Genomic DNA, 25,209 nt, shown 5'->3' on the forward strand with positions numbered 1-25,209 from the left:
GGTCAGGGCGTGGGGCGGATCGCCGTGGTCGCCCGGTCGCGGGTGGTGTAGTCGCGGTGGGTCGCGGTCGCGCGCCACCCGTCGCCGGTCAGCAGGGCACGGATGTCGCCGCCCTGCAGTTCGCCATGCTCGATCACGAGCACTCCGCCGGGGCGCAGCAGGCGCAGGGCCGTCTGCGAGACGTGCCGGACGACGTCGAGGCCGTCCGCCCCGCCGAAGAGGGCGTGCGCGGGATCGAAGAGACGCACCTCGGGGTCGCGCGGCACGGCATCCGCCGGTATATAGGGAGGGTTCGAGATCAGGACGGCGACGGTCCCGTCGAGCTCGGCGAGGATGCCCGTATCCGCGAGGTCGCCGAAGACGAGGGTCGCATTGGCCGCGTTCACCGCCGTGAAGTTGCGGGTAGTCCAGGCGAAGGCCTCCGGCGAGTTCTCGACGGCCCAGATCCGCGCGTTCGGCACTTCGACGGCGAGGGAGAGCGCGATCGCGCCGCTCCCGGTGCCGAGGTCGACGCCGATCGGGTCCGGGTCGGGCACGGTGCGGAGGGCGTCGATCGCGAACTGGGCCACCTGCTCGGTCTCGGGGCGGGGTACGAAGACGCCGGGACCGACGAGGAGTTCGAGCGACCGGAACGGGGCTCGCCCGGTGATGTGCTGCAGCGGTTCGCGCAGGGCGCGGCGAGAGACGAGGACGTCGATCGCGGCGGCATCCGCCGACGTGATGCCGGTGCGGAGGATGACGGCGGCCTGCACCTCGCCGCGGCTCCGGCCGAGTACGTGGCCGATCAGGAGGTCGGCGTCGACCTCGGGGTCGGCGATGCCGGCGGCGGCGAGGATGTCGATGGTGCGGGCCCGGATCGTGTCCACCGCGCCCGGGACCGCCTCGCCCGCGTCGGGGGCGGAAAAAGTGCCGGGTATGGAATGGTCGTCGTCTTCAGTTGTCACACCTTGGAATGTAACGTAATGAAGCGCGCTCTCCCAATGCCGGAGCCGTAGGCTGGGCGAGGTTCCCGATCCGAATGACCCGATGACCCGACCGAAAGGCACTGCGATGACCGCACGCATCTACTCCGACATCACCAAGGCAGTTGGAGGGACACCGCTGGTCAAGCTCAACCACCTCACGGCGGGCCTCGACGCGACCGTGCTCGTCAAGCTCGAGTTCTACAACCCTTCCGCGAGCGTCAAGGACCGGATCGGCGTCGCGATCGTCGACGCCGCAGAGGCCTCCGGTGAACTCCTGCCCGGCGGCACCATCGTCGAGGGCACGAGCGGCAACACCGGCATCGCGCTCGCGCTGGTCGGAGCGGCCCGCGGCTACAAGATCATCCTGGCGATGCCGGAGACCATGAGCAAGGAACGCCGCGTCCTGCTTCGCGCCTATGGCGCCGAGATCGTGCTGACCCCGGGGGCCGCCGGCATGCGCGGCGCCGTCGAGAAGGCCGAAGAGATCGTCGCGAACACGCCCGGTGCGATTCTCGCCCGTCAGTTCGACAACCCCGCCAACCCGGCGATCCACTTCGCGACGACCGGCGTCGAGATCTGGGACGACACCGAAGGCGCCGTCGACATCTTCGTCGCGGGCATCGGCACCGGCGGCACCATCACGGGCGCCGGAAGGCTGCTCAAGGAACGCAAGCCCTCCGTGCACATCGTCGGCGTCGAGCCGATCGACTCCCCGATCCTCACCGGCGGCAAGCCGGGTCCGCACAAGATCCAGGGCATCGGCGCGAACTTCATCCCGTCCGTTCTCGACACCGACCTCTACGATGAGGTGACCGATGTCACCCTCGCCGATTCCCTCACCACCGCTCGCGCACTCGCGACCGACGAGGGAATCCTTTCCGGAATCTCGGGCGGCTCCGCCGTCTGGGCCGCCATCGAGCAGGCGAAGAAGCCGGAGAACGCAGGCAAGACCATCGTCGCCATCCTCCCGAGCTTCGGAGAGCGTTACATCTCCACCGTGCTTTACGAGGACCTGCTGGACTAGCAAGAACGGGAACAACTGAAAACCGACATGGGAGTCATTTCACGCATCCGTGAGGACATGGCGATGGCGCGCGCCCACGACCCGGCAGCCCGCAGCAACGTGGAGGTCTTCCTCGCGTACAGCGGGTTGCACGCCGTGTGGTCGTACCGCATCGCGCACCGGATGTGGGTGGCCGGGTTCCACCTGCCCGCCCGGCTGGTCTCCCAGTTCACCCGGTTCCTCACCGGGATCGAGATCCACCCCGGCGCCCGGGTCGGGCGCCGGTTGTTCATCGACCACGGCATGGGCGTCGTGATCGGGGAAACCGCCGATGTGGGCGACGACGTGATGCTGTATCACGGCGTCACTCTCGGCGGGAAGACCCGGCACGGCGTCGTCCGCGGTGAGAAGCGGCATCCCACCCTCGGCGACGGCGTCACGATCGGCGCGGGCGCGAAGGTGCTCGGCCCGATCACGATCGGCGCCTGGAGCACTATCGGCGCGAACGCCGTCGTCACGAGGGACGCCCCGCCGAAGTCCCTGCTGCTCGGCATCCCCGCGACGATCCAGCCGGTGCGCACGCAGACGATCGAGGGCGCGCGCGGTCTCCCGGTCTCCGACGAGGACTAGCCGGCCCGCGGCATCCGCTGCCGCCGCCCAGAGTCACCAAAAATGCCCAGAATCGCCGTTCGACCGGCGATTCTGGGCATCTTCTGAGACACTCGGGCGCGAAACCAGTTAGTCGTGGTCCCCGATTTCGGCGAGGCGGGTGGCCTCGTCCGCGAGGATGCAGGACTCGATGACGGCGTCGAGGGCGCCGTTCATCACGGTGTCGAGGTTGTACGCCTTGTAGCCGGTGCGGTGGTCGGCGATACGGTTCTCCGGGAAGTTGTACGTGCGGATGCGCTCTGACCGGTCCATCGTGCGGATCTGGCCCTTGCGGACCAGGGACGCGGCCGCGTCGATCTCTTCCTGCTGCCGGGCGAGGACGCGGGCGCGCAGGACGCGCATCCCGGCTTCCTTGTTCTGCAGCTGGCTCTTCTCGTTCTGCATCGCGACGACGATTCCGGTCGGAAGGTGGGTGATGCGCACAGCGGAGTCCGTCGTGTTGACGGACTGGCCGCCGGGGCCGCTCGACCGGTAGACGTCGATCTTGAGGTCGTTGTGGTTGATCTCGACCTCTTCCGGCTCATCGACCTCTGGAAAGACGAGCACGCCCGCCGCAGAGGTGTGGATGCGTCCCTGCGACTCGGTCGCCGGCACCCGCTGGACGCGGTGCACGCCGCCCTCGTACTTGAGGTGAGCCCAGACGCCCTCAGCGGGGTCGTTCGTGTTGCTCTTGATCGCGAGCTGGATGTCCTTGATGCCGCCGAGGTCACTCGTGGTCTGCTCGATGATCTCGGTTTTCCACTTTTTCGACTCGGCGTAGTGCAGGTACATCCGGAGCAGGTCGGCGGCGAACAGTGCGGACTCCGCACCGCCCTCCCCCATCTTGATCTCCATGATCACGTCGCGGGCGTCGAGCTCATCGCGTGGGATCAGCAGGCGGCGCAGCTTCGCGGAGGTGTCCTCGAGCTGGACCTCGAGCCCGGGGATCTCCTCTGCGAAGGAGGAGTCCTCCTCCGCGAGCTCACGGGCGGCGCCGAGGTTCTCGCCGATCTCTTTCCACTCGTTCCAGGCCGCGATGATGCGGCTCAGCTCGGCGTAGCGCCGGTTGACCTTCTTCGAACGGGCCGGGTTGGAGTGCAACTCCGGGTCGGCCAGTTCAGACTGCAGCTCGTCGAATTCGGCCTGCAGAGTCAGAACAGACTCGAACATTACTTGTCCTTGTCTGACCCGTTCAGGGACGGCATCGACTTCTGGACCTGCATGAGGAACTCCACGTTGGAGGACGTCTCCTTGAGGCGGCCGAGGACGACCTCGAGTGCCTGCTGCTGGTCGAGTCCGGCAAGCGCACGACGCAGCTTCCAGGTGACCTTGACCTCGTCCGAGCTCATCAGCATTTCTTCACGACGGGTGCCGGATGCGTTCACATCGACCGCCGGGAAGATCCGCTTGTCGGCGAGCTGGCGGGAAAGGCGCAGCTCCATGTTGCCTGTGCCCTTGAACTCCTCGAAAATGACCTCGTCCATCTTGGAGCCGGTCTCGACGAGCGCGGACGCGAGAATGGTGAGCGAGCCACCGTTCTCGATGTTGCGCGCGGCGCCGAAGAAGCGCTTGGGCGGGTACAGGGCGGATGCGTCGACTCCACCGGAGAGGATCCGGCCGGACGGCGGCGCGGTCAGGTTGTACGCCCGGCCGAGTCGCGTGATCGAGTCGAGGAGCACGACGACGTCGTGTCCGAGTTCCACGAGGCGCTTGGCGCGCTCGATGGCGAGCTCGGCGACCGTGGTGTGGTCCTCGGCCGGGCGGTCGAAGGTGGATGCGATGACCTCACCCTTGACCGTGCGCTGCATGTCGGTGACCTCTTCCGGCCGCTCGTCGACCAGCACGACCATGAGGTGGACCTCGGGGTTGTTGGTGGCGATGGCGTTCGCGATCTGCTGCATGACGATGGTCTTGCCGGCCTTGGGCGGCGCGACGATGAGGCCGCGCTGGCCCTTCCCGATCGGGGCGACGAGGTCGATGATGCGCTGGGTGAGCTTGCCGGGCTCGGTCTCGAGGCGGAGACGCTCCTGCGGGTACAGCGGGGTAAGCTTCTGGAACTCGACGCGGTTGGCGGCTTCCTCGACGGACAGGCCGTTGATCGAGTCGACCTTGACGATCGCGTTGTACTTCTGGCGGCCGTTCTGGTCTCCCTCGTGCGGCTGGCGGATGGAGCCGACGACGGCGTCACCCTTCCGCAGGTTGTACTTCTTGACCTGGCCGAGGGAGACGTACACGTCGCTCGCACCGGGCAGGTAGCCGGAGGTGCGCACGAACGCGTAATTGTCGAGGACGTCGAGGATGCCGGCGACGGGGATCAGCACGTCGTCGTCGTTCAGCTCGGGCTCGAAGTCGTCGCCGGCGTTGACGCCGCGGCGCTTGCGGTCACGGAACCGGTTACGGTTGCTGCGGCTGTTCAGGTCGTCGTCCTGGCCACGGTCCTGCTGGTTGCGGTCCTGCTGGCCGCGCTCCTGCTGCTGGGCCTGACGGTCCTGGTTGCGTTCCTGGTTGCGCTCCTGCTGGGCCTGGCGGTCCTGCTGGTTGCGGTCCTGCTGCGCCTGGCGGTCCTGGTTGCGGTCCTGCTGGGACTGGTTGTTCCGGTCCTGCTGTCCCGCGTTGTTGCGGTCCTGATTGCGGTCCTGGTTGTCCTGGCCTCGCTCGGCGTTCTGGTTCTGCTGGTTCTGGTTGCGGTTCGACTGGCGGCCGTTCTGCTGGCGGGAGTTGTCGTCCTGCTCGCCGCTCGTCTGGTTCTGGTTGCCGCCCCGGTTGCGGTTGCGGTTGCGACCCTGGCGCGGCTGTTCGACCTGCTCGGTGGACTCGTCGGAGTCCGTGTCGGCGGTGACCGTCTCGGCGGTGACCGTCTCGGCGTCCGCCGTGCGGTTGCCGGCGAAGTGGTCGACGGGCGCCTCGGCGGAGGCCTCGTCGGTCGTGGCTGCCTCATCGGTCGCGACGGGGATGCCCGCCGTGCCCTGTGCGAGTTCGTCGTTCAGGGCGTCGATGCGGCTGCGCGCGTCGATGCTGTTGCGGGCGGAACCATTGCGTCCGTTGCCGCGGGCGCTGCTGCGGCGCGAGCGGCCGGTGGTGACGGGGGCCTCGGTGACCTCGGCGGTCTCGGTGTCGGTCGCTGCGGCATCCGTCGTGGCGGAAGACGCGGGCGCTTCGCTGACGGGAACCTCGACGACGGGAGCCTCGACGACGGGAGCTTCCGCGGACGGCACCTCGGTGGGGGCCTCGGTCGCTGCTGCCTCCGCGGCGGCCTTGACCGACACGGACGTGGCGCGCTTGCGCGCCTGGCGGACCGGCTTCTCGGCGGCGACAGGGGCCTCCGTGGTTCCGGTGCCACCAGCGTAGGTGGTGGGGGCCGTGGTGCGACGGGTCGTCGCGGCGGCGTCCGGGAGGATGAGGCCGATGCCGAGGTCGCCGTCAGCGTTGACGTGCGCGGCGGCGGGGGCAGCGGTCGCGGTGGTCGCGCGGCGCGGCGCACGCTTGCGCGGCGGGGCTTCGACGAGAGTCGCGGTCACGGCTGCTGCTGCGGCCGGCTCGGAAACGACCGGCTCGGTCGCTGCGAAGGCGGGGATTTCGAGCTCGGGGCTCACGGTGTCGCCACCGGCCTGGACGGCGGTGATGGCGGCGACGAGCTCGCCCTTGCGGAGCTTGGAGGAGCCGGGGATGCCCAGTTCGAGCGCGAGAGCCTGAAGCTCTGCGACACGGAGGGTTCCCAGGCGGGATGAGTCCGCGGCACTTGCGCGGAGGTTGACGTCAGTCACGAAAATTTGTCCTTTCCCCCGGCACGAACGTTTACGAAAACCGGGGAAGCTGTGGCAACGTCGGAGGCGCTGCGGGTGGTTCAATCCCACAGAAAGTGGATTGAAGTGAACACACACAGCCACGCACAGATGTCGCGATAGCAGTGAGTTACGGGAAATGCACCATCGAAAGGAACCGGTCGTTAGGCGATTTCTTCGGGTACGCCATCGACTCTAGCAGAGCATTCCGAGAACGGATGCCGCGCATCCCCGGCCGCGGCACCCCCCGTTCGCGCGCTTCAGGTCAGGCGGCGGCTGCCGTGTCCGTGCGGGTGACGGTCGCGCCCTGGAAGTCCACGGCGAGCATGAGTGCCTGCCAGGGGGTCTCCGAGTTCGCGGCGACGAGCTCCGCGGCGACGAGGCGCTGGCCGGGGTCGCTCGCGAGCACGAGGATCGACGGGCCGGCTCCGGAGACGACGGCCGCGAAGCCGTGGTCCCTGAGCAGGGTGATCAGCCGGTTGGTCTCGGGCATCGCGGCGGCACGGTAGCTCTGGTGCAGCTTGTCCTCTGTCGCGGCGAGCAGCAGCTCCGGGCTCTGAATGAGCGCGGCGATGAGCAGCGCGGAGCGGGACAAGTTGAAGACGGCGTCCTCGTGCGGCACGGTCTCGGGCTGGAGGCTGCGGGCGAGCGCGGTCGACATGGCCTGTTCCGGCACGAACACGAGCGGCTTCACGCCGCGGTGCACCATCAGCTTCTTGTGCCGGGGGCCCTCAGGGGTCGTCCAGGCGATCGTGAGGCCGCCGAAGAGCGCGGGCGCGACGTTGTCCGGGTGCCCCTCCATCTCGGTGGCGAGGGTGAGCAGTGCTTCCGAGTCGATGTCCACGATTCCCTCGAGCAGGCCCTTGGCTGCCATGATCCCGGAGACGATCGCCGCCCCAGAGGATCCCATGCCGCGGCCGTGCGGGATCTTGTTGTGGGCGACGAGAGCGAGGCCCGGCATCCGCTGCCCATAGGCGGCGAAGGTGTGCGCGATGGCCTGCACGACGAGGTTCGTCTCGTCGGTCGGCACCACGCCCGCGCCGACGCCCTGCACGTCGACGAACACGCCGGGTTCCTCGCGCACGCTCACGTCGAGGCGGTCGTAGTAGGAGAGGGCGAGGCCGAGGGTGTCGAAGCCGGGGCCGAGGTTCGCGGTCGTCGCGGGCACCTGGACGGTCACCGAACGGCCGGCGAGGAGGGAGGGACCGGACACGGCTTCGGCCAGGGTCACTTCTTGACCAGACCGAGGACGCTGGCGATTTCGGCGGTGTCGACGGGCACGACTGTCGGCGTGATCTCGGCGCCGTCCGCGGTGCGGAGCGCCCACTGGGGGTCCTTGAGGCCGTGGCCGGTGACCGTGAGCACGACCGTCGCGCCGGCCGGGATGAGCCCGGCTTCGGCACGCTCGAGGAGACCGGCGACGCTGATCGCAGAGGCGGGTTCGACGAAGATGCCGACCTCTGCGGAGAGGATGCGGTAAGCCTCGAGGATCTTGGCGTCGCTGATCGCGCCGAAGTAGCCGTTCGTGAGCTTCTGCGCCGCGAGGGCGAGGTCCCAGGACGCCGGGTTGCCGATACGGATGGCGCTCGCGATGGTCTCGGGGTGGTCGACGCGGTGGCCGAGCACGATCGGGGCGCTGCCTGCGGCCTGGAAGCCGAACATGCGCGGGAGCTTCGTGGTCGCGCCGCGCTCGAGTTCTTCGGTGTAGCCGCGGGTGTACGCGGTGTAGTTTCCGGCGTTTCCGACGGGGACGATGTGGATGTCCGGCGCGTCTTCGAGCACCTCGACAACCTCGAAGGCCGCCGTCTTCTGGCCCTCGATGCGGTCGGGGTTGACCGAGTTGACGAGGTGCACCGGGTAGTTCGCCGAGAGGTCGCGGGCGATGTCGAGGCAGTCGTCGAAGTTGCCCTGCACCTGCAGGAGCTGCGCGTTGTGCGCGATGGCCTGGCTGAGCTTGCCGAGGGCGATCTTGCCCTCCGGCACGAGCACGACCGCGAGGATGCCGGCGTGGGTCGCGTATGCGGCTGCCGACGCAGAGGTGTTGCCGGTCGAGGCGCAGATGACGGCCTTAGCGCCGTCTTCGACGGCCTTCGAGATCGCCATCGTCATGCCACGGTCCTTGAAGGAGCCGGTCGGGTTCATGCCCTCGTACTTGATCCAGACCTTCGCGCCGGTGCGCTTCGACAGCGCGGGGGCGGGAATCAACGGCGTGCCGCCCTCGCCGAGCGTGATGATCGGGGTCGCGTCGGTGATGTTCAGGCGGTCGGCGTATTCACGCAGCACACCCCGCCACTGACGGGACTGGGTCTTCACGGCCTGCGTGGACTCTCGTTCGCTGGACATCAGGCTCCTTCAACTCTCAAAACGGATGCGACGGTGGTGACAAATCTGTTGGCGGCGAGGTCGGTCACGGTGGCGGCGAGCGCCGCCTCCGTCGCCTCGTGGGTTCCGATCACAAGGGTAGCCGTGGACGGGACGGCCGCGTGACTGGACGTCAGGGGACGTGCGGGGGTCATCGACTGCTCGACGAGGGCCAGCGAGACGCCTCGCTCGCTGAACACCCCGGCCAGGGTCGCGAGCACGCCCGGCTCGTCAGTGACCTCGAGGGTGACCGCGTAGCGGGTCGTGATGCTGCCGATGTCGAAAACGGGCAGGTCGGCGTGGATCGACGCCGCGACTCCGGGGCCGCCGGCGATGTGGCGGCGGGCGAGGGAGACAAGGTCGCCGAGCACTGCGGACGCGGTCTCGACTCCCCCGGCGCCCGCCCCGTAGAACATCAGGCTGCCGGCGGATTCGGCCTCGACGAAGACGGCGTTGTTCGCACCGTGCACGGCCGCGAGCGGGTGGCTGCGCGGCACCATCGCGGGATATACCCGGGCGGAGACGCCGGCCTGGCCGGTCGCGGCATCCGTGATGCGTTCGCAGATGGCGAGGAGCTTGACGACGTAGCCGGCCTTGCGGGCGGACTCGATCTGCGCGGGCGTGACCTCGGTGATGCCTTCGCGGTAGACGGATGCGAGCGGCACGTGGGTGTGGAAGGCGAGGCTCGCGAGAATGGCCGCCTTCTGCGCCGCGTCGTAGCCGCCGATGTCCGCGGTCGGGTCGGCTTCGGCGTAGCCGAGCTCTGTCGCGGTGGCGAGGGCTTCCTCGAGGCTGTCTCCGTCGGTGTCCATCCGGTCGAGGATGAAGTTCGTGGTGCCGTTGACGATGCCGAGGATGCGGTTGATCTGGTCGCCGCCGAGGCTGTCGCGCAAGGGCCGCAGGATCGGGATGGCGCCGGCGACGGCGGCCTCGTAGTTGAGCTGGGCGCCGACCTGGTCTGCGACGGCGAAGAGTTCTGGCCCGTGGGTCGCGAGGAGCGCCTTGTTCGCGGTGACGACATCCGCCCCGGAGTTCATCGCCATCAGGATGTAGCTGCGGGCCGGTTCGATGCCGCCGAGCAGTTCGATGACGACGTCCGCGCCGAGGATGAGGGATTCGGCGTCGGTCGTGAAGAGCTCGTGCGGCAGGTCGACGGTGCGTTCGGCGTTGACGTCGCGCACGAGGATGCCGACGAGTTCGAGGCCGGCGCCGACCCGGTTGGCGAATTCCTCGCTCTGCTCGAGCAGCAGCCGAGCGACCTGGGCGCCGACGTTGCCGCCGCCCAGGAGGGCGACGCGCAGGTTGCGGTATTCGATCATCGGATGGCTTCCTTAGGTTGATCGGTGCCTGCGGGGGCCGCGACGACGGCGGTGATCCCGGTGTCGCGGGCGAGCAGGTCGGCGATCGTCTCGCCGCGGACGAGCAGCCGGGCGGCGCCGTCCAGCACGGCGACGACCGGCGGGCGGCCGAGGTAGTTGTAGTTGCTCGCGAGGGAGTAGCAGTAGGCACCAGTCGCGGCGACGGCGAGAAGGTCGCCGGGCCCGACGTCGCCGGGCAGGTAGTCGGCGTCGACGACGATGTCGCCGCTCTCGCAGTGCTTGCCCGCGACGCGTACGAGCACGGGCTCGGCGGTGCTCGTGCGGCCCGCGAGCCGCACAGAGTAGTCCGCACCATAGAGGGCTGGCCGGGCGTTGTCGCTCATGCCGCCGTCGATGCTCACGTAGAGCCGGGTCGCGCCGGACACGTCGACGGCCTTGGTGGTGCCGACCTCGTACAGGGTGATGCCCGCCGGACCGATGATGGAGCGGCCGGGCTCGAAGGCGACGACGGGCACCGGGATGCCGCGCGCGGCACACTCTGCCGCGACGATGTCGGCCAGGCGGGCGGCGAGTTCGTGGATCGGGGTGGGCGTGTCCGCATCGGTGTACGCGATGCCGAAGCCGCCGCCGAGATTGAGCTCGGGAACCGGGCCGCCGGCGAGGAGCGCGGCGTGCACGGCCAGCAGGCGGGAGGCGGACTCTGCGAACCCGTCGGCCCCGAAGATCTGCGAACCGATGTGGCAGTGCAGGCTGATGAAGCGCAGGGCCGGCTCCGCGCGGATCAGGCCGACGAGGCGCGGCGCATCCTCGAGCGTGACGCCGAACTTCTGGTCCTCGTGCGCGGTGGCGAGGAACTCGTGGGTGTGCGCGTGCACGCCGCTGTTGACCCGGAGCCGCACGTTCTGCACGATGCCGTGCCGAGCCGCTGCGGCGGCGACACGGGAGATCTCGACGGTCGAGTCGATCACGATCGTGCCGACGCCGGTGGCACAGGCCTCGTCGATCTCGGCGAGGGACTTGTTGTTGCCGTGGAAGCCGAGGCGGGCGCCGGGCGCGCCGGCCGCGAGGGCGACGGCGAGTTCCCCGCCGCTGCAGACGTCGATGTTGAGTCCCTCGGCGAGCATCCAGCGGGCGACCTCGCTCGACAGGAAGGCCTTACCTGCGTAGTAGACCTTGACCGTGGTGCCGATGCGGGAGAATTCGGCTTCGAAGGCGAAACGGAGGGCGGATGCTCGGGCGCGGGCATCCGCTTCGTCGATGACGTAGAGCGGGGTGCCGAACCGGGCGGCCAGGTCAGGCGCGGAGACGCCGCCGATGACGAGGTCGCCGGCGGGCGCGCGGTGCATGGTCGCGGGCCAGAGGCCGGCGGAGAGCGCGTTGGCGTCTCCGGGCAGGACGAGCCAGTCGGGGGCGAGCGGGTTGGTGGCCACGGGTGAAAACCTCACGGGAAAGTCGAGTGGGTGTCTCACTGAGTGGCGAGCGAACCCGGATTGGTCCCTGAAGCCAGTGAAGATTCCGCCGGTATGACAGCGAACCTGCACCGATTCTAGCGAGCAAGGGGTGCGCGCGCCGAATCAGCCGGCGGAGCAGGTGCCGAGGGTGGTCAGCGACTGCGCGGTGAGCATCAGGGTGCTCGACTCCAGCGTAATGCGCGCCCGCCCCGGTGTGACGTCGACGCCGGCCAGGTTGACGCCCTCGGGGAGGTACCCGGCGACGCACACGCGGACCGGCTGCTGGCCGAGCACGAGCGGCAGAATCGCCGTCGCGTCGAGGCTGCCCGCCCCCGTGGTGATCGTCGCATTGCTCGGCGTGAAGAGCAGCGAGTCGGCCGCAGCGGTCGGGGTGGCGGTGGCCTGGTAGCCGATGTCCAGGCCGAAGACGCTCACGCTGCCCTCGTACTGCACGGTGCCGTCGCCGAGCACGAGGTTGGCTGCGGGCGCCCCCTTCGGCAGGGCCGCTGCGAGCAGGGTGTTGAGCGCAGCCTGGTCGAGGTCGACTGTTCCGCGCACGTCGCCGACCTGGTTGGCCTGGTCGACGGGCACGTCGGTCGCGACGAGGTGCACGGATGCCGGCACGCCGTTCACCGTGAGGGTGGGAGCGACCAGGGTGACCCGGTCGAAGCTCCCCATCAGGTACTGCGCGATCACGGACAGGCCGCCGATCGAGACGGACACGACGCCCGTGACCGAATCGGGCAAGTGCGCCGCGATCTCGGCCTTCGCCCGGTTCTCGGCGTAATTGCGCACGCCGGCATCGGCGATGAAGAAGGCGGCGACGAGGGCGAGCACCACGATCGTCGCGATGATGAAACCGCTCAGGCCACGGCGCCTGCGCGTTGCGGCTCCCCTGCCCGTTGCGGCCTCCCGGTCCAGTGCCCCGTCCCGGTCCACGGTCACATCCGCTCGGGTGCAGCCACGCCGAGGAGGCCGAGGCCATTGCGGATGACCTGGCCGGTCGCGTCGTTGAGCCAGAGGCGCGTGCGGTGCAGTTCCGTGACGGGCTCGTCGCCGAGGGGGATCACCCGGCAGTTGTCGTACCAGCGGTGGTAGTAGCCGGCGACTTCTTCGATGTACCGGGCGATGCGGTGCGGCTCGCGCAGTTCGGCGGCGAGCGCGACCATGCGCGGGTATTCCTGGAGCACGCCGAGCAGGGCGGACTCGCTGTCGTGCACGAGCAGTTCCGGGGCGAAGTCGGTACGCTCGACGCCCGCTGCTGCGGCGTTGCGGGCGACGGAGCAGGTGCGCGCGTGGGCGTACTGCACGTAGAAGACCGGGTTCTCGTTGCTGTGCTTGCCGAGGAGGTCGAGGTCGATGTCGAGCGCGGTGTCGCTCGAGGAGCGCACGAGCGAGTAGCGGCCGGCGTCGACGCCGACGGCGTCGACGAGGTCGTCAAGGGTCACGATCGTGCCGGCGCGCTTGGACATCCGCAGCGGTTCGCCGTCCTTGAGCAGGTTGACCATCTGGCCGATGAGGATCTGCAGGTTGACCCCGGGAACATCACCGAAGGCCTCGACCATGGCCATCATGCGGCCGACATAGCCGTGGTGGTCTGCACCGAGCATGATCAGGTTCTGGTCGAAGCCGCGCTCGCGCTTGTCGAGGTAGTAGCCGAGGTCGCCGGAGATATAGGCCGGTTCACCGTTCGAGCGGATGATGACCCGGTCACGGTCATCACCGAAGGTCGTCGTGCGAAGCCAGATAGCGCCATCCGCTTCGAAGATGTGGCCGAGGCCGCGCAGGCGCTCGATGGCCCGGTTGACCGCGCCGGACTCATGCAGCGAGTCCTCGTGGAAGTAGACGTCGAAATCGACGCCGAAGCCGTGCAGCTTCTCCTTGATCTCGGTGAACATCAGGTCGACGCCGATCGAGCGGAAGACTTCCTGCTGTTCCTCGCGGGGCAGGTCGGCGATCGGGGTTGTTCCGTCGTACTTGGCGACGACCTGGTCGGCGATGTCGCCGATGTACGCTCCGCCGTAGCCGTCCTCGGGGGTGTGCTCGCCGAGGTAGGCGGCGAGCACGCTGCGGGCGAAACGGTCGATCTGCGAACCGTGGTCGTTGAAGTAGTACTCACGCGTGACATCCGCGCCCTCCGCCTGAAGCACCCGGGCGAGGCTGTCGCCCACGGCAGCCCAGCGCACCCCGCCCATGTGGATGGGGCCGGTGGGGTTGGCCGAGACGAACTCGAGGTTGATCTTGATTCCGTCGTAGAGGTGGCCGGTGCCGTATGCGGGGCCGGCTTCGACGATAGTCTTCGCGAGCGCACCGGCGGATGCCGCTTCGAGGCGGATGTTGATGAAGCCGGGGCCGGCGATTTCGACGGAGGCCACGTCGGGCAGCGCCTCAAGCCCTGCTGCGAGTTCGGCGGCAACCTCGCGCGGCTTGTAGCCGAGCGGCTTGGCGATCTTCATCGCGATGCTCGAGGCCCAGTCGCCGTGGTCGCGGTTGCGCGGGCGTTCGAGGGTGACGTCGCCGGCGTTGGCCAGGACGGGGTCGAGCCCACCGGTGTCGATGCCTTCTGCGCGTCGGCGCTCACCCAACTGCTGGATCAGGGCGAACAGGGATTCGGAAAGCTCGGCGGGGGTCACGGAAACCAAGCTTACCGGCCCGGTTTCGCGGACCTCGCTTGGTAAGGTCAACCCGTGACTCTCTTCGATTCGCCCGCCTCCCCGTTCGCCCGACGCCTGCGCGCCGGAGTCTTCCTCTGCGTCGGCGCGCTGAGTCTCATCGGCCTGTCTGGCTGCGCGGCGGATGTCGCGCCCTCGGCCTCCGGTTCGGCGAGCGCCCCCGCGACCGGGGGTTCTTCTTCGTCAGCGAGCGCATCGGCCGCCGCGACGGCAACACCGACGCCCACGCCGACCCCGGCAGGAACCGCTGTCGCGAAGGCGTGCACCGATCTGCTCACCCTGGACGACGTCTACGCGTTCAACCCGAACTACGGCACCGACCCCTCCTACAAGCCGACATCCGCATCGGCCAAGACCGCGGCCTCTTTCCAGGGACTCACCTGCGGCCTGCTCAACCAGTCGAGCGACGGCACAATCGAAATCTCTCTCACCCAGCCCAACGCACAGCTCATGACGCAGCAGCAGGACAAGGCCGTCGCGTCTTCGAAGATCGTCCCGACCTACGGCACTCCCCCGACCGCCCAGGGTTTCTTCGCCGTGACCAACGGGATCGGCGAGGCTCAGGTCTTCACCGACACGTACTGGCTCACGATCAGCTCATCGAACTTCCTGGAACCCGGCGACGCCGAGTCCCTCGTCTCCGCGGCCCTCGGCCACCTGAAGTAGCTCGACCAGCCCAGCCCTGCCCCTGAGGAATTCGACGGAGTTTTTGGGTTCCGGGTACGTGAGAGGGCGTTTTCGGCCCTGAGACCCAAAGTCCGACGAATTCGCCGGGCAAGCGGATGCCGGGCGCGGCGATGCGCGTCGGCTCCGCGCATCCGCCGCCCTGACGCGCGGCCTGTGACACCCGCCATGCTCAGTGGCGCTGAGATTGCCCGGTTCCGCCGACATGTCCCGGCCTACGGCGCCATCTCGGCGCGAACGGGCAATCTCGGCGCCCGACCGACATCCGACTGCCGGCAAAACACCCGCGCTGGATGGCCGCGGCACTCCCGGCAAGGTGCCTATGCGAACACCGGCCGCCCGGATGCTGGTAACCTAATGTTTTCCCTGGCCCCCATAGCTCAGGGGATAGAGCACTGCCCTCCGGAGGCAGGGGCGGCAGTTCGAATCTGCCTGGGGGCACACCAATAAATTCCTGATCAGAAGCTAGTTCTTCTCAGGAGATTTCAGCCCAGAACCGCTCGTGGCAACAGTTTGGCAACACTTTTTTGACTCTCGACCTGATCGAAGGCCGTCAAAATGGCCCGAAATGCGTCCCGAGGTTGCAGAATCGCCACGCACTCATGTCGGCAACGGTCGTACTGAGGCACTCGTCTTGATCCCGATGTGCGTTCACGTCAAACGCGGTCTGGGTCGATCGCCCTCGACAGTAGGCTCAAGCCATGATTCGCCTGCGTAAGACGCGTTGGAAGATCGCCTACATCCTTATCGGGGTGATCGCGCTGGCCGCAATCGAAATTGCGATCCAGCCGTTGATGTTCCCGAATCCGATGTCTGCCGTGGTCGCAAACTCGCTGACTGTCCTGCTCTATTTCGGAGGTGTGCGATCCTTCCGCGGAGTGGGCGAACCCATAGAACCACCCCGCGCCTGGTGGAGGATGACTTCCCGGCCACGAGCCGGATACATCATTGGATCGCTCCTCGTACTGAGCTCCGCCAATGGTGTGCTCGTTGCGATCACTGGGCCACCGGAATTGATATTCAACGTCGCGATCAGCGTAATGGTCGACGCATCACTGGCGTTCTTGTACTTCAGGTCCTCGACCCGGCTCCGAAAAGCGCCACCGCGCACTGTGCAAGAAGTGCCGCGCTGGAAGCCCCTCAAGAGCTAGCTGTATTGAGCCGACACCTCGATGCCGGTTTCGGGATCGAGCGGCTTTGGAAGTCATACGATCAACTTATGGTCGACGAGCGTTCAACTTCCACGGTTCCTGCCGGTTGGTACAACGACGGCACTGGTACCGGCACGATCCGATGGTGGGATGGCTCAGCATGGACGAACAACGTCCAGCCCGCTCCCGACGCGCCGGCACCGCAACCATCCACACCGCACGGTTTCGGCTTTGCCGTGATCGACTTCGAAACCACCGGCCTCTTCCCCGGCGGCCACGACCGCGTCGCGGAAGTAGCCGTCGTCCACGTCGCTCCAGACGGCACGATTGAGGGCCGCTGGGACACCCTGATCAACCCCGAGCGCGACCTCGGCCCGCAACACATCCATGAAATCCAAGCCCGAGACGTGCTGTCGGCGCCCACCTTTCGGGACGCCGCGCCTGAGCTCATTGCACTGCTGTCCGGTCGCGTCCTCGTCGCGCACAACGCGAACTTCGACACCCGATTCCTGGACGCAGAACTGACCCGGCTGGAGTATGACCCAGGCGTGACGATCTCTGCAATCTGCACCATGGTGCTTGCCACCGACATAATCCCCGGCGCCGGGTGGTCACTCGCGGATTGCTGCGACCACTTCGACATCGACCTGACCGGCGCCCACCGCGCTTCGGTCGACGCCCTCGCTACCGCTTCCTTGCTGTCCGCGTACATGCAGGCGACTCCGGACTGGGCCTTGTGGGCGGACGCTGTCGGCAAGGCGGCCGCCGCACCCTGGCAGCCCATGGCCCCATCCGGTGTCCCGTGGAAACCTCGACCGGAAGCGGATGCGCCCAGCATCCATTTCTTGGAACGCATCACCAACCGTCTGCCAGCGCATGACGGACCTGTTGACGAGACCGCCTATCTCGCTCTTCTCGATAGGTGTCTTCTCGACCGTCTCATCTCGGAACATGAATCTGAGGATCTAGTTCGTGCCGCTGTGCAACTTGGTCTCGGTCGCGAGGACTGTGAGCGTCTGAACCTGCATTACTTCAGCAGCCTCGCCCAGGTGGCCTGGGCCGACAGCGTCATTACCGCTGAGGAGTCCGCCGACTTGCACGCTGTCGCCCACCTGCTTCACCTTCCCGACTCGGTCCTCTATGAAGCTCTCGACGCGCCACAGATCGCGACTGCACCGGGTCCGGCTGCCACCGGAACGATCAACGCAGAAGAATTCCATTTGCTCGCAGGCGACGTGATCGTCCTCACCGGCGATATGCGCCGATCCCGAGAGGCCTGGACCATCGACCTTCAAGCACGCGGGTACATTGCCGGAGGATGCATCTCCAAGAAGGTGAAACTCGTCGCCGCCGCCGATCCCGACTCCCTGTCCGGCAAAGCACGGAAGGCTCGCGACTACGGCATCACCATCGTCAGCGAAGAGGGGCTCGCTCGCCTACTGGGCTGACCCGATCGTTGCAGTGAACGTGAGCTCGACGGCTTCTGTCACCTCAGTAAGCGATCGAGAGTCCGAGCTTCCTGCCCGAGTTCAAGGACGTGATCAGAATTCTGTTTCGGGTGGCTGCCGTGGATCCCCGATCACCTCGGTATTCAGCGACGCGATGCTCTTCTGGATGATGAGTTGATCGAGCGCCGACGAAACGGCATCCAGATCGCTGTCGAAGAGATCTGAGTACACGTCGAGGGTCACCGCGGCGGATGCGTGTCCGAGCATCCGCTGCACCGCCTTCACGTTCGCCCCGGCGCTGATGGCCAGGCTCGCTGCCGTGTGCCGCAGTTCGTGAGGGGCCAGCCCGGCGATGCCGACCTGCTCGGCGGCAGCGTCGAGCCAGCCCCGGCGGAACACCCTCCCGCGCAGCCAGCCACCCCTGGCTGCAGCGAAGACTGGGTCGCCGCCCTGCCGACCGCTCACGAGCACGCGAAGGTCCGCGAGGATCGACGCGGGCACCGGGATCGAGCGGGCCTCGTAGTCCTTGGGCTGGCCTTCGATCTGCAATCCGTCGATCTCGACCACGGTGTGCTGCACCTCGAGCCGGCCACGCACGAAGTCGATGTCCTGCACCCGCAACCCGGAGGCCTCGCCCCAGCGCAGCCCGCAGTAGGCGAGCACCTTCACGAGCAGCCCATAGCCGTTGGACTGCCCGAGATACATGCCTCGCCCGATCGCGTCGACCGCCGCAGATAGGTCCCGCACCTGCTCATGCGTCAGGTAGCGCTTGGATGCCTTGTGCACCTTCGGCAGGTTGAGGCCGTGCGCCGGATTGGACGCGAGCCTGCCGTCTTTGACGGCCATCTGCAGGCTTCCGGACAGCACGTTGACGATCTTGCGCACGCTCGCCGGTCCCTGCGTCCTGGACAGCCCACTCGCCCAAGCCTGCACAGCCTGATGGTTGAGCGCGCCGAGTGGATAATTGCCCAGCTGCGGCCGGATGTGCCGAACGACAATGCCGCGCGCCCGCTCCCTCGACGTGGCGCGCCAGTCCGAGCGGCTGTCCATCCACAGGTCGAGCCACTCCCCCACGAGCACCCGTGCTTTCGAGGGATCGACGTAGGCTCCGCGGCTCTTGTTGACCTCGATGTTCGCGAGGAAGAGTTCCGCATCACGCTTGGTGCGGAAGCCACGCTTCTGCGTCTGGATATGGTCCGGCCGGCGATAGAGTACTCGATACCGTTTGCCTGAAGCCACTTGATAGGCGGTGATGCTTCCCACGATCCAGCTCCTGTCCGAGTCGATGTCGAGGACATCCTCCCCCGAACGACCGACACCCGACGGAATCGATCGACCGCCGGACGGAGGTCGAATCGTCAACCGGTGTGCGTCGTTGCGATGATCGTGAGTATCCACTGGCCTCCCCAACACCCCTGTTTCATCTGCGGTCTCGACAAACTGCCAGCGCTCCCTTGCTCGTCTCAGCGCCCTTCTTCAGAGTTCTCCTCAGCCGTCTATCTCGCACTTTTCGCCTCCACTCCTGCCTTCTCGTCTTCATCCATATCTTTCTCTTTCTCTCTTCTTTTCTTCTCCCCTCCCCTATCCTCATTTTCCATTTTCATTTCCCTGATCAGCCACCACACCTTTACTTCCCAACCCCCCACACAATGCCGTTGGGTGTGGGGGGTTGGGAAGCGAGCGCAGCGAGGGTGTGGTGGCTGATCAGGGAAATAACCTCTCAAACCATTCGTTTGCCTATTCGCTCTCAACGAATAGCCAAACGAATACCCAAACGAACAGGTCTCTGGTCAGCAACGCGCCCGACCAGTTACACTGGTATATCTACTTAGATATAGTGGGGAGAGGCCGGTGATTGAATGAGCGCATCAGTTCTGCTCCGCGCATCGCGCCAGCGCCGCGGCATCAGCCAGGCCGATCTCGCCGCCCGCGCCCTCACGAGCCAGCCCGACGTGTCATCGATCGAGAGCGGCCGCAGAGTCCCCACCGTCGACACCCTGGAACGTCTGCTGCAGCAAACCGGCCACCGTCTCGTCGCTGTCCCGGGCGTCGGGCCGGATGCTGTCCAGACCGCCGATCGAATCGCGAGCGCTCTCCGCGGGTCGGGGCGAGATGCCGCTTTGCGTGCCTTCCTCGACTACTCCGACCAGCTCGCGCGCGTGGCCGGAGCCGATCGGGTCATTCTGACTTTCGTCGAGCCAGCCTCGACCGGGTCCGCTGCGTGGGATGCCGCCCTGGCCGCCGTCGCTGAGCACTGGCTCAGCAAGGGAAAGTTGCCCAAGGCGCACTGGATTAACGATCCGAAACGGTTTCTTCCCAGCCCGCAGTCACCTCAGCTGGGCGAGTACGACCTCGAGCCCGACCCGACCAACGTGCCGCTGGCGTTCCTGCGTCGTAACGTGCTCCTTGAACGAGAAACGCTGGCCAGCGTCTGATGGCCGGCCCACTCGATCTCCATGACCTCGTTTCGGGCCTTCGTGAGGTCGTGACGCGAGCGCGTAAGACCGGCATCCGTGACGTGTCTATCCGGATCGTCGGTGGAGCCGCGCTCCGGATCGCCTACTTCGAACGTGCGACTACCGCCGACATTGATGCCCAGATCCAACCGCTAGACCAGCTCGAGCCCATCATCAGGCAGATCGCGAGCGAACGGGATTGGCCGGCCGATTGGCTCAATGACAAAGCGACCATATTCATCCCACGCTGGGGGCGCTCAGTCGAATGGGAAGCGCTCTTCGACGACGAGAACGTGTCCATCTGGATTGCACCCATCGAAGCTCTGCTGGCGATGAAGCTCAACGCCGCGCGGCCCGGTCGCGACACCGAAGACATCGTTCACCTCCTCGTCCTAAACGACATCCACACGGTCGCCGCCGCAGAGCAGCTCTTCGAAGATTTCTATCCAGGAGACGCTCTGACCGAACGCGCCGTCCTGCTCCTCGAACGCATTTTCGCCAAGGGCCTTCCAAAACGACCATCAACTCCACCACGCCCCGATTTTTCCTGATGAATACCTTTGTTTGTGGCAACAAAATGGCAACACTTGAGGGAAAAACAGCCTGATTGAGACCGATACGGTGTGATCATAATGTGCCGTCAATCAGGACTTTCCCCAAATCAGCAAGGCGGCGAAACGGCCAAATTCGCTCTCCGGAGGCAGGGGCGGCAGTTCGAATCTGCCTGGGGGCACACTGTCGCGTGACACGCTAGTTCGGACTTTTGCCACCTAGTTCGGACGAACCGGCCGACACGATTGATAAGAGTCATGCCGCTGCCCTGCGTAGCCGCGGTGCCAATGCGGGCCTCAGCCTGTTGCGGTTGACGCACCCGAGCGAGATTTCTCTACGGACAGGTCAAACGCGACAGTTCTGCACGGGCGGACGGCGCAGTCCAGTCTCCGCGGGATCGTTCCCGTTGGAGGTTGTGTTTTGTCAACTTTAAACCGGCCATTTGAGCGCTAATTAACCTGCCATTGTGGCGCGGTTTCCGGCCATTTGATCAGGTGGTCAGAACGGCTGGTTTGTGGGGTCGGTTTCGTCGCCGTCATCGGCGGGGACGGCGGTGTTTTCGGTGGTCCATCCGGCGTCGGGATCGGCGAAGTCGTCTGGCCAGGGGGCTGGTCGGCCGTTGTCGTCCCACCAGCCTGTCTCGTGGTCGGCTGGCGCGTGGGGGCGCTCTGGTTGGGTGTGATCCTTCATGAAGAAGTCCTGACTGCTGAGGGTGCGTGCGGTGGTTGGCGGGACCGTCGTGGGTCGCGTTCCGGGGTGGCCGGCCTGGTGGCGGGTCATTTCATGAGGGCGTGTTTGACTCGGTAGGACTCGCCGCGGAACTGCAGGAGCCGGCCGTGGTGGACGATGCGGTCGATGACGGCGGCGGCCATGTTGTCGTCGCCGAACACGGTTCCCCAGCGGGAGAACTCAAGGTTTGTCGTGATGATCAGGCTTCGTTTTTCATAACCGTCGGCGATGACCTGGAACAAGAGCCGGGCGCCGTCGGTATCGATCGGCAAATACCCCAGTTCGTCAATGACGACGAGCCGGTTTCTCGCGATCGAGGCAAGTTCCCGATCGAGACGCCCTTCATCCTTGGCGCGGCGCAGCTGCATGACCAACGACGACGTCGTGAAGAAGCGGGCCGGAATACCTTGGCGGCAGGCGGCCGCGACCAACGCAGAGGCAAGGTGGGTTTTGCCGGTTCCGACGTCGCCATAGAGGACGAGGTCCTCGGCCTGGTTGATGAACTCCAGCGACGTCAGCGCTTCCCGGCCGTAGTCCTCGGGGAATTTGACGTTGGTGTAGTCAAACCCCGTCAAGGACTTCAGCGCCGGCAGTCGGGCGGCGCTCAGCAGCCGTTGGCGGCGTGATTCCTGTCGGGATTCGCGCTCGGCCAGAAGCATCCCGTGCAGGTACTCGCGTTGTTTCGGGGTGCCCTTCTCTGCCCATTCGGCCAGCACCGTGCCAGTCAAGGAAGACTGTCGGCCGGTCTCGATGATGTCCTGGACTGTGACGAGGGTCATGCGATTTCTCCCGTCGCGGTGTTGACGGCCGAGAAGATGTCGGTGGTGAAGATGTCATAGACGCTCAAATCCACGTTCTCGACTGCCGGTGTGGTGCCGTCGGCGAGGCGCCGGGCGAGCATGCCTAGTGCGGCGGTGTCGGGGGCGTCTCCGCGCTGGATGAGCATGTCGGCAGCGCCAATCGCGGCGTTGAAACCAGCCGATCCTGAGGCAGCATCGACGGCGCTCAGGAGCCGGCGCCGGTTGGTGGCCGTGGCCGTGTCGAGCCAGTCCCGCACCGGCTCGGGGACGAGGGCTCGCAGCTGAGAGTGGCCCCAGGCGCCGGGTTTAGTCACCAGCAACGGCAGCAGGGCCGCGGGTTCGAAGATGGTCTCGGCCTGCACTCCGAAGGCCCGCGGGAAAGACCGCACCGGCGTGGAATGCTCGTCGAGGATCTCGACGACATCGTGCCGCAACCCAACGGTGAGGGTGCGGCTGTGGAAGGAAGACCCGGCCGCGTAGGTGTTCCCGTCAATGAGTAGGTTCCCCTTCTTATCGGCCGTGCGGTTTTCATAACGCACCGGGTCAAACCCGACGCCGGGCAACACCAGAGACGCCGCGACGTCCTGGGCGAAGAGCTCGCCGATGGGCAGGCCCTTGCGGTAGTGCACGGTCGAAGCCAACGCGAGGCACCTGGCCAGCAACACCTCGTTGAGGCCCTGCAGTGTGGCCGCTTCGGGCTCGGGGACCATCAGGTTGCGGCGGAGGAACCCGACCGCGTTTTCCACGTTCCCCTTCTCATGACCGGAGTACGGATTGCAGTACCGAGATTCGGACCGGTAGTGCATCTTGAATGCACCGAACAGCTTCGTCTCGACGACCTTGGTGCCGACCCGCCGCCCGATGCCAGTGGCGTTATCAAAGACCAGATGCCGAGGCGCAGCGCCAATGTGGTCGAACACGGTGCGCAGGCCATGGCAGACGCACTCGGCCGTTTCACCCCGGTAGGCCTGCACGAAACGCATGTTCGAGAACGGGAACGTGACGACGAAGATGTGCAGGATTTGCCGGACCCCGGCGATGATGGCCTCGGCCTGGCCGAAATCGACCTGCGCGGTCCCCGCCGGCCAGACCAGTTCTGTGAAACCTTCCCCGGCGTGCCGGTGCTGGGCATTCCACTTCCTGACGAAGCGTTGCACCGGGGAATAACTGCCGGTGTAGGTCTCCTCGGCGACGAGGCGGTCAAAGACCCGTTGGGCGGTGTGGCGTTGCTTGCGCGGCCGGCGCTGGTCCTCGCCTAACCACAGCTCAATCGTGTCTTCGAACCCGGTCAACACCGACCCGGCGGGCCGGGGAACGAGAGCTGGTGGCTTCGGTGAGTAGTCGTGTTGCCGGGTGTATTTCACTACCGCGTCGCGGCTGACTCCGAGCCGGCGGGCGATTTCACGGCCCGCAATTCCTTGGGAGTCGAGTGATCTGATATTTTCTTGCACGGACATGGGTACCGTCATCTGCTTCCTAGTTCCTTCCGGCGCGACCGCTTGGCAGTAGACACGTCGAATGGAACCTATCGGGGGGTGGCGGGCCCCTGTCTCCAACACGCTGGAGAGGGCCCCGGCCACCGGGTGATCTCAAACTCTGCGCATTCCCCAAATCCAACGTCGTGGAGGGGGATTGCCTGGCCTGATTTTTACCGCTCTTTTGGCAGGAAACCAGCCGCTAACTTGGCCGGTTTCCTGTGCCGAAACGGCCTACAAAGAGTTGATCACACACATGGAGGTCCCGCTTGCGGGCATGTCGCGTTATGGCATGCCGAGTGGGTTGTCACACGCTCGCGGGGAGGGCGGCCCCTGTGATGTCCAGCACGTCGAGTACCTGCACGGTTGGTTCAGTACTTGGACGGTGTCCACCGAAAGCCGCATCCACAGCAGCGTGGATTCGCTGGTCAAATGCCTGGGGGCAGGCTTCCTCGGACTCCCATACGTCGATATAGCGAAGCCCGCCATCCTCGCGGCGGACGCAGAGGTGAAGGATCGACCCCGCAACCGGCTCAGCGCCGAGGTTGTCCATGATTCGGCGGTATCCCGCTGTGTCAATGGGAACGTCTTGAATGAATGCATAGACCATATCGACCCACTCCTTATTTGGTCCGAACTACAATCGGATGAATATGCACTACTGTGATCCTCATGACGACCGATGTCAATGCTCCGCGAAAATATCGCTCGACGAAGCGAGCCATGCAAGCCAAAACCACACGTCTTCAGCTCCTCTCGGCAGCGTGGACCCTTTTTACCGAACGCGGATACGTGGCAACAACGGTGGCGCAAATCGCGCACGCGGCGGGAACGTCCGTGGATACGCTGTACGAAGCTGTCGGCCGAAAGCCGGTACTGCTTCGCCAGGTCGTGGAGTCAGCGATATCTGGTAGCGATGAGACCATTCCCGCCGAACGGCGCGACTATGTGCAACGGATCCGAGAAACGCCGGATGCCGCGACGAAGTTCCAGATCTACGCAGCTGCGATCGCCGCCATGAGCCCAAGAACCGCGCCCATCTTCCTGGCACTGCGGGACGCTGCGCGAACCGACCCGGACTGCGCCGCCCTCCACGAAGAAATATCGACCCGACGCGCAACCAACATGCTTCTCTTCGCAGCCGACTTGCGCCTGACCGGGGCTCTTCGCCCCGACCTATCGGATGAAGTCATCGGCGACATCGTGTGGGCCACTGCCGGAGCAGAGCACTACACCCAGCTCGTGGACTCCCGAGGATGGAGCGCCGAGCGTTTCGGCGACTATCTCTACGAAATGTGGTCCCGACTGTTCCTGGCCTCACCGGGCACTCACCTTGATCAAGGCCGCGTGCCGGGCCCACCCTAACGCCGTTGGTCCTCCAGAAATGCGTTGCGGGCCCGCCGGAGCGCCGCTCTTCGCTCAGACACGTCTTGGGGCTTCGCGCCGACCTCGTGCATTGAGCATTTGAGACGAACCTTCTCGTGACCGCTGGGCCGGCACGCAAAGCCGCCCAGTAAAATTTCCCCATATGACCTGCCCTTGGACTAACCGCACCTCGGCAGACTTTCCGTCGGGTCCAGCTCGGCCGTCACGTGTGTCCGAACTTGGTCGGCAAAGGCGCACTCGTCCTTCATCGCAACTTCCGCAGGATTCCGCGAGTCCGACTCCGGCAATTTGTCCGAACTGGACTGTCACGCGACACGCACCAATAAA

The 25,209-nt window shown here is 66.2% G+C and carries 22 protein-coding genes and 1 tRNA gene; 8 read left to right on the plus strand and 15 right to left on the minus strand.

All coding sequences use genetic code 11. The features are described 5' to 3' along the window. Window positions 1-2: 2 nt before the first annotated feature. Window positions 3-866, minus strand: a complete 864-nt coding sequence (prmC, locus tag RCH22_RS11655) for a peptide chain release factor N(5)-glutamine methyltransferase (protein WP_327015517.1) — start codon at window positions 864-866, stop codon at window positions 3-5. 184 nt (window positions 867-1,050) lie between these two features. Here prmC and cysK point away from each other — a divergent pair, with 184 nt between their 5' ends. After that, complete coding sequence (gene cysK / locus RCH22_RS11660) at window positions 1,051-1,989, plus strand: cysteine synthase A (RefSeq protein WP_327014109.1); 939 nt, start codon at window positions 1,051-1,053, stop codon at window positions 1,987-1,989. Between the two features lie 27 nt (window positions 1,990-2,016). Continuing rightward, entirely contained in the window at window positions 2,017-2,598 is a 582-nt protein-coding gene (epsC, locus tag RCH22_RS11665) for a serine O-acetyltransferase EpsC (RefSeq protein WP_327014110.1), read from the plus strand. 108 nt (window positions 2,599-2,706) lie between these two features. Here the strand turns inward: epsC and prfA are convergent, their stop codons facing one another. The 8 genes from prfA to argS form a co-directional block, all read right to left on the minus strand. Further along, window positions 2,707-3,786: a peptide chain release factor 1 gene (prfA, locus tag RCH22_RS11670; RefSeq protein ID WP_327014111.1), complete on the minus strand. Its 1,080-nt coding sequence runs from the start codon at window positions 3,784-3,786 to the stop codon at window positions 2,707-2,709. Continuing rightward, on the minus strand, window positions 3,786-6,380 hold the full coding sequence (gene rho, locus RCH22_RS11675; protein ID WP_327014112.1) for a transcription termination factor Rho: 2,595 nt from the start codon (window positions 6,378-6,380) through the stop codon (window positions 3,786-3,788). Before rho ends, prfA begins: the two co-directional genes overlap by 1 nt. Window positions 6,381-6,663: 283 nt before the next feature. Further along, window positions 6,664-7,611 (minus strand): homoserine kinase, encoded by a 948-nt coding sequence (gene thrB / locus RCH22_RS11680; RefSeq protein ID WP_327015518.1) that lies wholly within the window; start codon window positions 7,609-7,611, stop codon window positions 6,664-6,666. A gap of 14 nt (window positions 7,612-7,625) precedes the next feature. Next, the gene (gene thrC, locus RCH22_RS11685) at window positions 7,626-8,741 is read right to left on the minus strand and encodes a threonine synthase (RefSeq protein ID WP_134535886.1); all 1,116 of its coding nucleotides are present in this window, start codon (window positions 8,739-8,741) and stop codon (window positions 7,626-7,628) included. Continuing rightward, on the minus strand, window positions 8,741-10,078 hold the full coding sequence (locus RCH22_RS11690) for a homoserine dehydrogenase (RefSeq protein ID WP_327014113.1): 1,338 nt from the start codon (window positions 10,076-10,078) through the stop codon (window positions 8,741-8,743). The genes thrC and RCH22_RS11690 overlap by 1 nt, the downstream gene beginning before the upstream one ends. After that, window positions 10,075-11,508, minus strand: a complete 1,434-nt coding sequence (gene lysA, locus RCH22_RS11695) for a diaminopimelate decarboxylase (protein ID WP_327014114.1) — start codon at window positions 11,506-11,508, stop codon at window positions 10,075-10,077. Before lysA ends, RCH22_RS11690 begins: the two co-directional genes overlap by 4 nt. A 144-nt stretch (window positions 11,509-11,652) precedes the next feature. After that, window positions 11,653-12,468 carry a DUF2993 domain-containing protein gene (locus tag RCH22_RS11700; protein WP_327014115.1) on the minus strand — a complete coding sequence of 272 codons (816 nt, stop codon included), beginning with the start codon at window positions 12,466-12,468 and terminating at the stop codon, window positions 11,653-11,655. A gap of 2 nt (window positions 12,469-12,470) precedes the next feature. After that, window positions 12,471-14,162, minus strand: coding sequence for an arginine--tRNA ligase (gene argS, locus RCH22_RS11705; RefSeq protein ID WP_327014116.1), 1,692 nt, complete (start codon window positions 14,160-14,162; stop codon window positions 12,471-12,473). 54 nt (window positions 14,163-14,216) lie between these two features. Between argS and RCH22_RS11710 the strand changes: the two genes are divergently transcribed. The 3 genes from RCH22_RS11710 (at window position 14,217) to RCH22_RS11720 (ending at window position 17,484) form a co-directional block, all read left to right on the plus strand. Further along, window positions 14,217-14,867, plus strand: a complete 651-nt coding sequence (locus tag RCH22_RS11710) for a hypothetical protein (protein WP_327014117.1) — start codon at window positions 14,217-14,219, stop codon at window positions 14,865-14,867. Window positions 14,868-15,254: 387 nt separating this feature from the next. Then, window positions 15,255-15,326 (plus strand) — tRNA-Arg (locus RCH22_RS11715). Between the two features lie 469 nt (window positions 15,327-15,795). Then, entirely contained in the window at window positions 15,796-17,484 is a 1,689-nt protein-coding gene (locus tag RCH22_RS11720; protein WP_327014118.1) for an exonuclease domain-containing protein, read from the plus strand. A gap of 93 nt (window positions 17,485-17,577) precedes the next feature. Here RCH22_RS11720 and RCH22_RS11725 read toward each other — a convergent pair whose 3' ends face one another. Next, window positions 17,578-18,747: a tyrosine-type recombinase/integrase gene (locus RCH22_RS11725; RefSeq protein WP_327014119.1), complete on the minus strand. Its 1,170-nt coding sequence runs from the start codon at window positions 18,745-18,747 to the stop codon at window positions 17,578-17,580. Between the two features lie 233 nt (window positions 18,748-18,980). Continuing rightward, complete coding sequence (locus RCH22_RS11730) at window positions 18,981-19,109, minus strand: hypothetical protein (RefSeq protein WP_327014120.1); 129 nt, start codon at window positions 19,107-19,109, stop codon at window positions 18,981-18,983. A gap of 234 nt (window positions 19,110-19,343) precedes the next feature. On the opposite strand from RCH22_RS11730, the gene RCH22_RS11735 reads away from it, so the two are divergent. Together RCH22_RS11735 and RCH22_RS11740 are read left to right on the plus strand one after the other, a co-directional pair. Then, window positions 19,344-19,919 (plus strand): helix-turn-helix transcriptional regulator, encoded by a 576-nt coding sequence (locus RCH22_RS11735; RefSeq protein ID WP_327014121.1) that lies wholly within the window; start codon window positions 19,344-19,346, stop codon window positions 19,917-19,919. Continuing rightward, entirely contained in the window at window positions 19,919-20,491 is a 573-nt protein-coding gene (locus RCH22_RS11740) for a DUF6036 family nucleotidyltransferase (RefSeq protein ID WP_327014122.1), read from the plus strand. Before RCH22_RS11735 ends, RCH22_RS11740 begins: the two co-directional genes overlap by 1 nt. Before the next feature lie 499 nt (window positions 20,492-20,990). Here RCH22_RS11740 and RCH22_RS11745 read toward each other — a convergent pair whose 3' ends face one another. The 4 genes from RCH22_RS11745 to RCH22_RS11760 all read right to left on the minus strand — a co-directional run bounded on the left by RCH22_RS11745 (window position 20,991) and on the right by RCH22_RS11760 (window position 24,106). After that, window positions 20,991-21,272 carry a hypothetical protein gene (locus RCH22_RS11745; protein ID WP_327013000.1) on the minus strand — a complete coding sequence of 94 codons (282 nt, stop codon included), beginning with the start codon at window positions 21,270-21,272 and terminating at the stop codon, window positions 20,991-20,993. Beyond that, on the minus strand, window positions 21,269-22,000 hold the full coding sequence (gene istB / locus RCH22_RS11750; RefSeq protein WP_327012999.1) for an IS21-like element helper ATPase IstB: 732 nt from the start codon (window positions 21,998-22,000) through the stop codon (window positions 21,269-21,271). The genes RCH22_RS11745 and istB overlap by 4 nt, the downstream gene beginning before the upstream one ends. Then, window positions 21,997-23,478 (minus strand): IS21 family transposase, encoded by a 1,482-nt coding sequence (istA, locus tag RCH22_RS11755; protein WP_327015455.1) that lies wholly within the window; start codon window positions 23,476-23,478, stop codon window positions 21,997-21,999. Before istA ends, istB begins: the two co-directional genes overlap by 4 nt. Window positions 23,479-23,803: 325 nt before the next feature. Beyond that, window positions 23,804-24,106: a hypothetical protein gene (locus tag RCH22_RS11760; RefSeq protein ID WP_327014123.1), complete on the minus strand. Its 303-nt coding sequence runs from the start codon at window positions 24,104-24,106 to the stop codon at window positions 23,804-23,806. 62 nt (window positions 24,107-24,168) lie between these two features. Between RCH22_RS11760 and RCH22_RS11765 the strand changes: the two genes are divergently transcribed. After that, a complete protein-coding gene (locus RCH22_RS11765) occupies window positions 24,169-24,861 on the plus strand; it encodes a TetR/AcrR family transcriptional regulator (RefSeq protein ID WP_327014124.1) in 693 nt (230 codons plus the stop codon). Window positions 24,862-25,209: the final 348 nt, after the last annotated feature.

Origin of the sequence: Cryobacterium sp. GrIS_2_6 (assembly GCF_035984545.1) — a bacterium.
GTDB lineage: Bacteria > Actinomycetota > Actinomycetes > Actinomycetales > Microbacteriaceae > Cryobacterium.

Bases quoted from the DNA above. Each gene is read 5' to 3' on its own strand.
- cysK (WP_327014109.1), top strand. From the start codon at position 1,051: ATGACCGCACGCATCTACTCCGACATCACCAAGGCAGTTGGAGGGACA.
- epsC (WP_327014110.1), top strand. From the start codon at position 2,017: ATGGGAGTCATTTCACGCATCCGTGAGGACATGGCGATGGCGCGCGCC.
- prfA (WP_327014111.1), bottom strand. From the start codon at position 3,786: ATGTTCGAGTCTGTTCTGACTCTGCAGGCCGAATTCGACGAGCTGCAG.
- thrC (WP_134535886.1), bottom strand. From the start codon at position 8,741: ATGTCCAGCGAACGAGAGTCCACGCAGGCCGTGAAGACCCAGTCCCGT.
- RCH22_RS11690 (WP_327014113.1), bottom strand. From the start codon at position 10,078: ATGATCGAATACCGCAACCTGCGCGTCGCCCTCCTGGGCGGCGGCAAC.
- RCH22_RS11735 (WP_327014121.1), top strand. From the start codon at position 19,344: ATGAGCGCATCAGTTCTGCTCCGCGCATCGCGCCAGCGCCGCGGCATC.
- RCH22_RS11740 (WP_327014122.1), top strand. From the start codon at position 19,919: ATGGCCGGCCCACTCGATCTCCATGACCTCGTTTCGGGCCTTCGTGAG.
- RCH22_RS11745 (WP_327013000.1), bottom strand. From the start codon at position 21,272: ATGACCCGCCACCAGGCCGGCCACCCCGGAACGCGACCCACGACGGTC.
- istB (WP_327012999.1), bottom strand. From the start codon at position 22,000: ATGACCCTCGTCACAGTCCAGGACATCATCGAGACCGGCCGACAGTCT.
- istA (WP_327015455.1), bottom strand. From the start codon at position 23,478: ATGTCCGTGCAAGAAAATATCAGATCACTCGACTCCCAAGGAATTGCG.
- RCH22_RS11760 (WP_327014123.1), bottom strand. From the start codon at position 24,106: ATGGTCTATGCATTCATTCAAGACGTTCCCATTGACACAGCGGGATAC.
- RCH22_RS11765 (WP_327014124.1), top strand. From the start codon at position 24,169: ATGACGACCGATGTCAATGCTCCGCGAAAATATCGCTCGACGAAGCGA.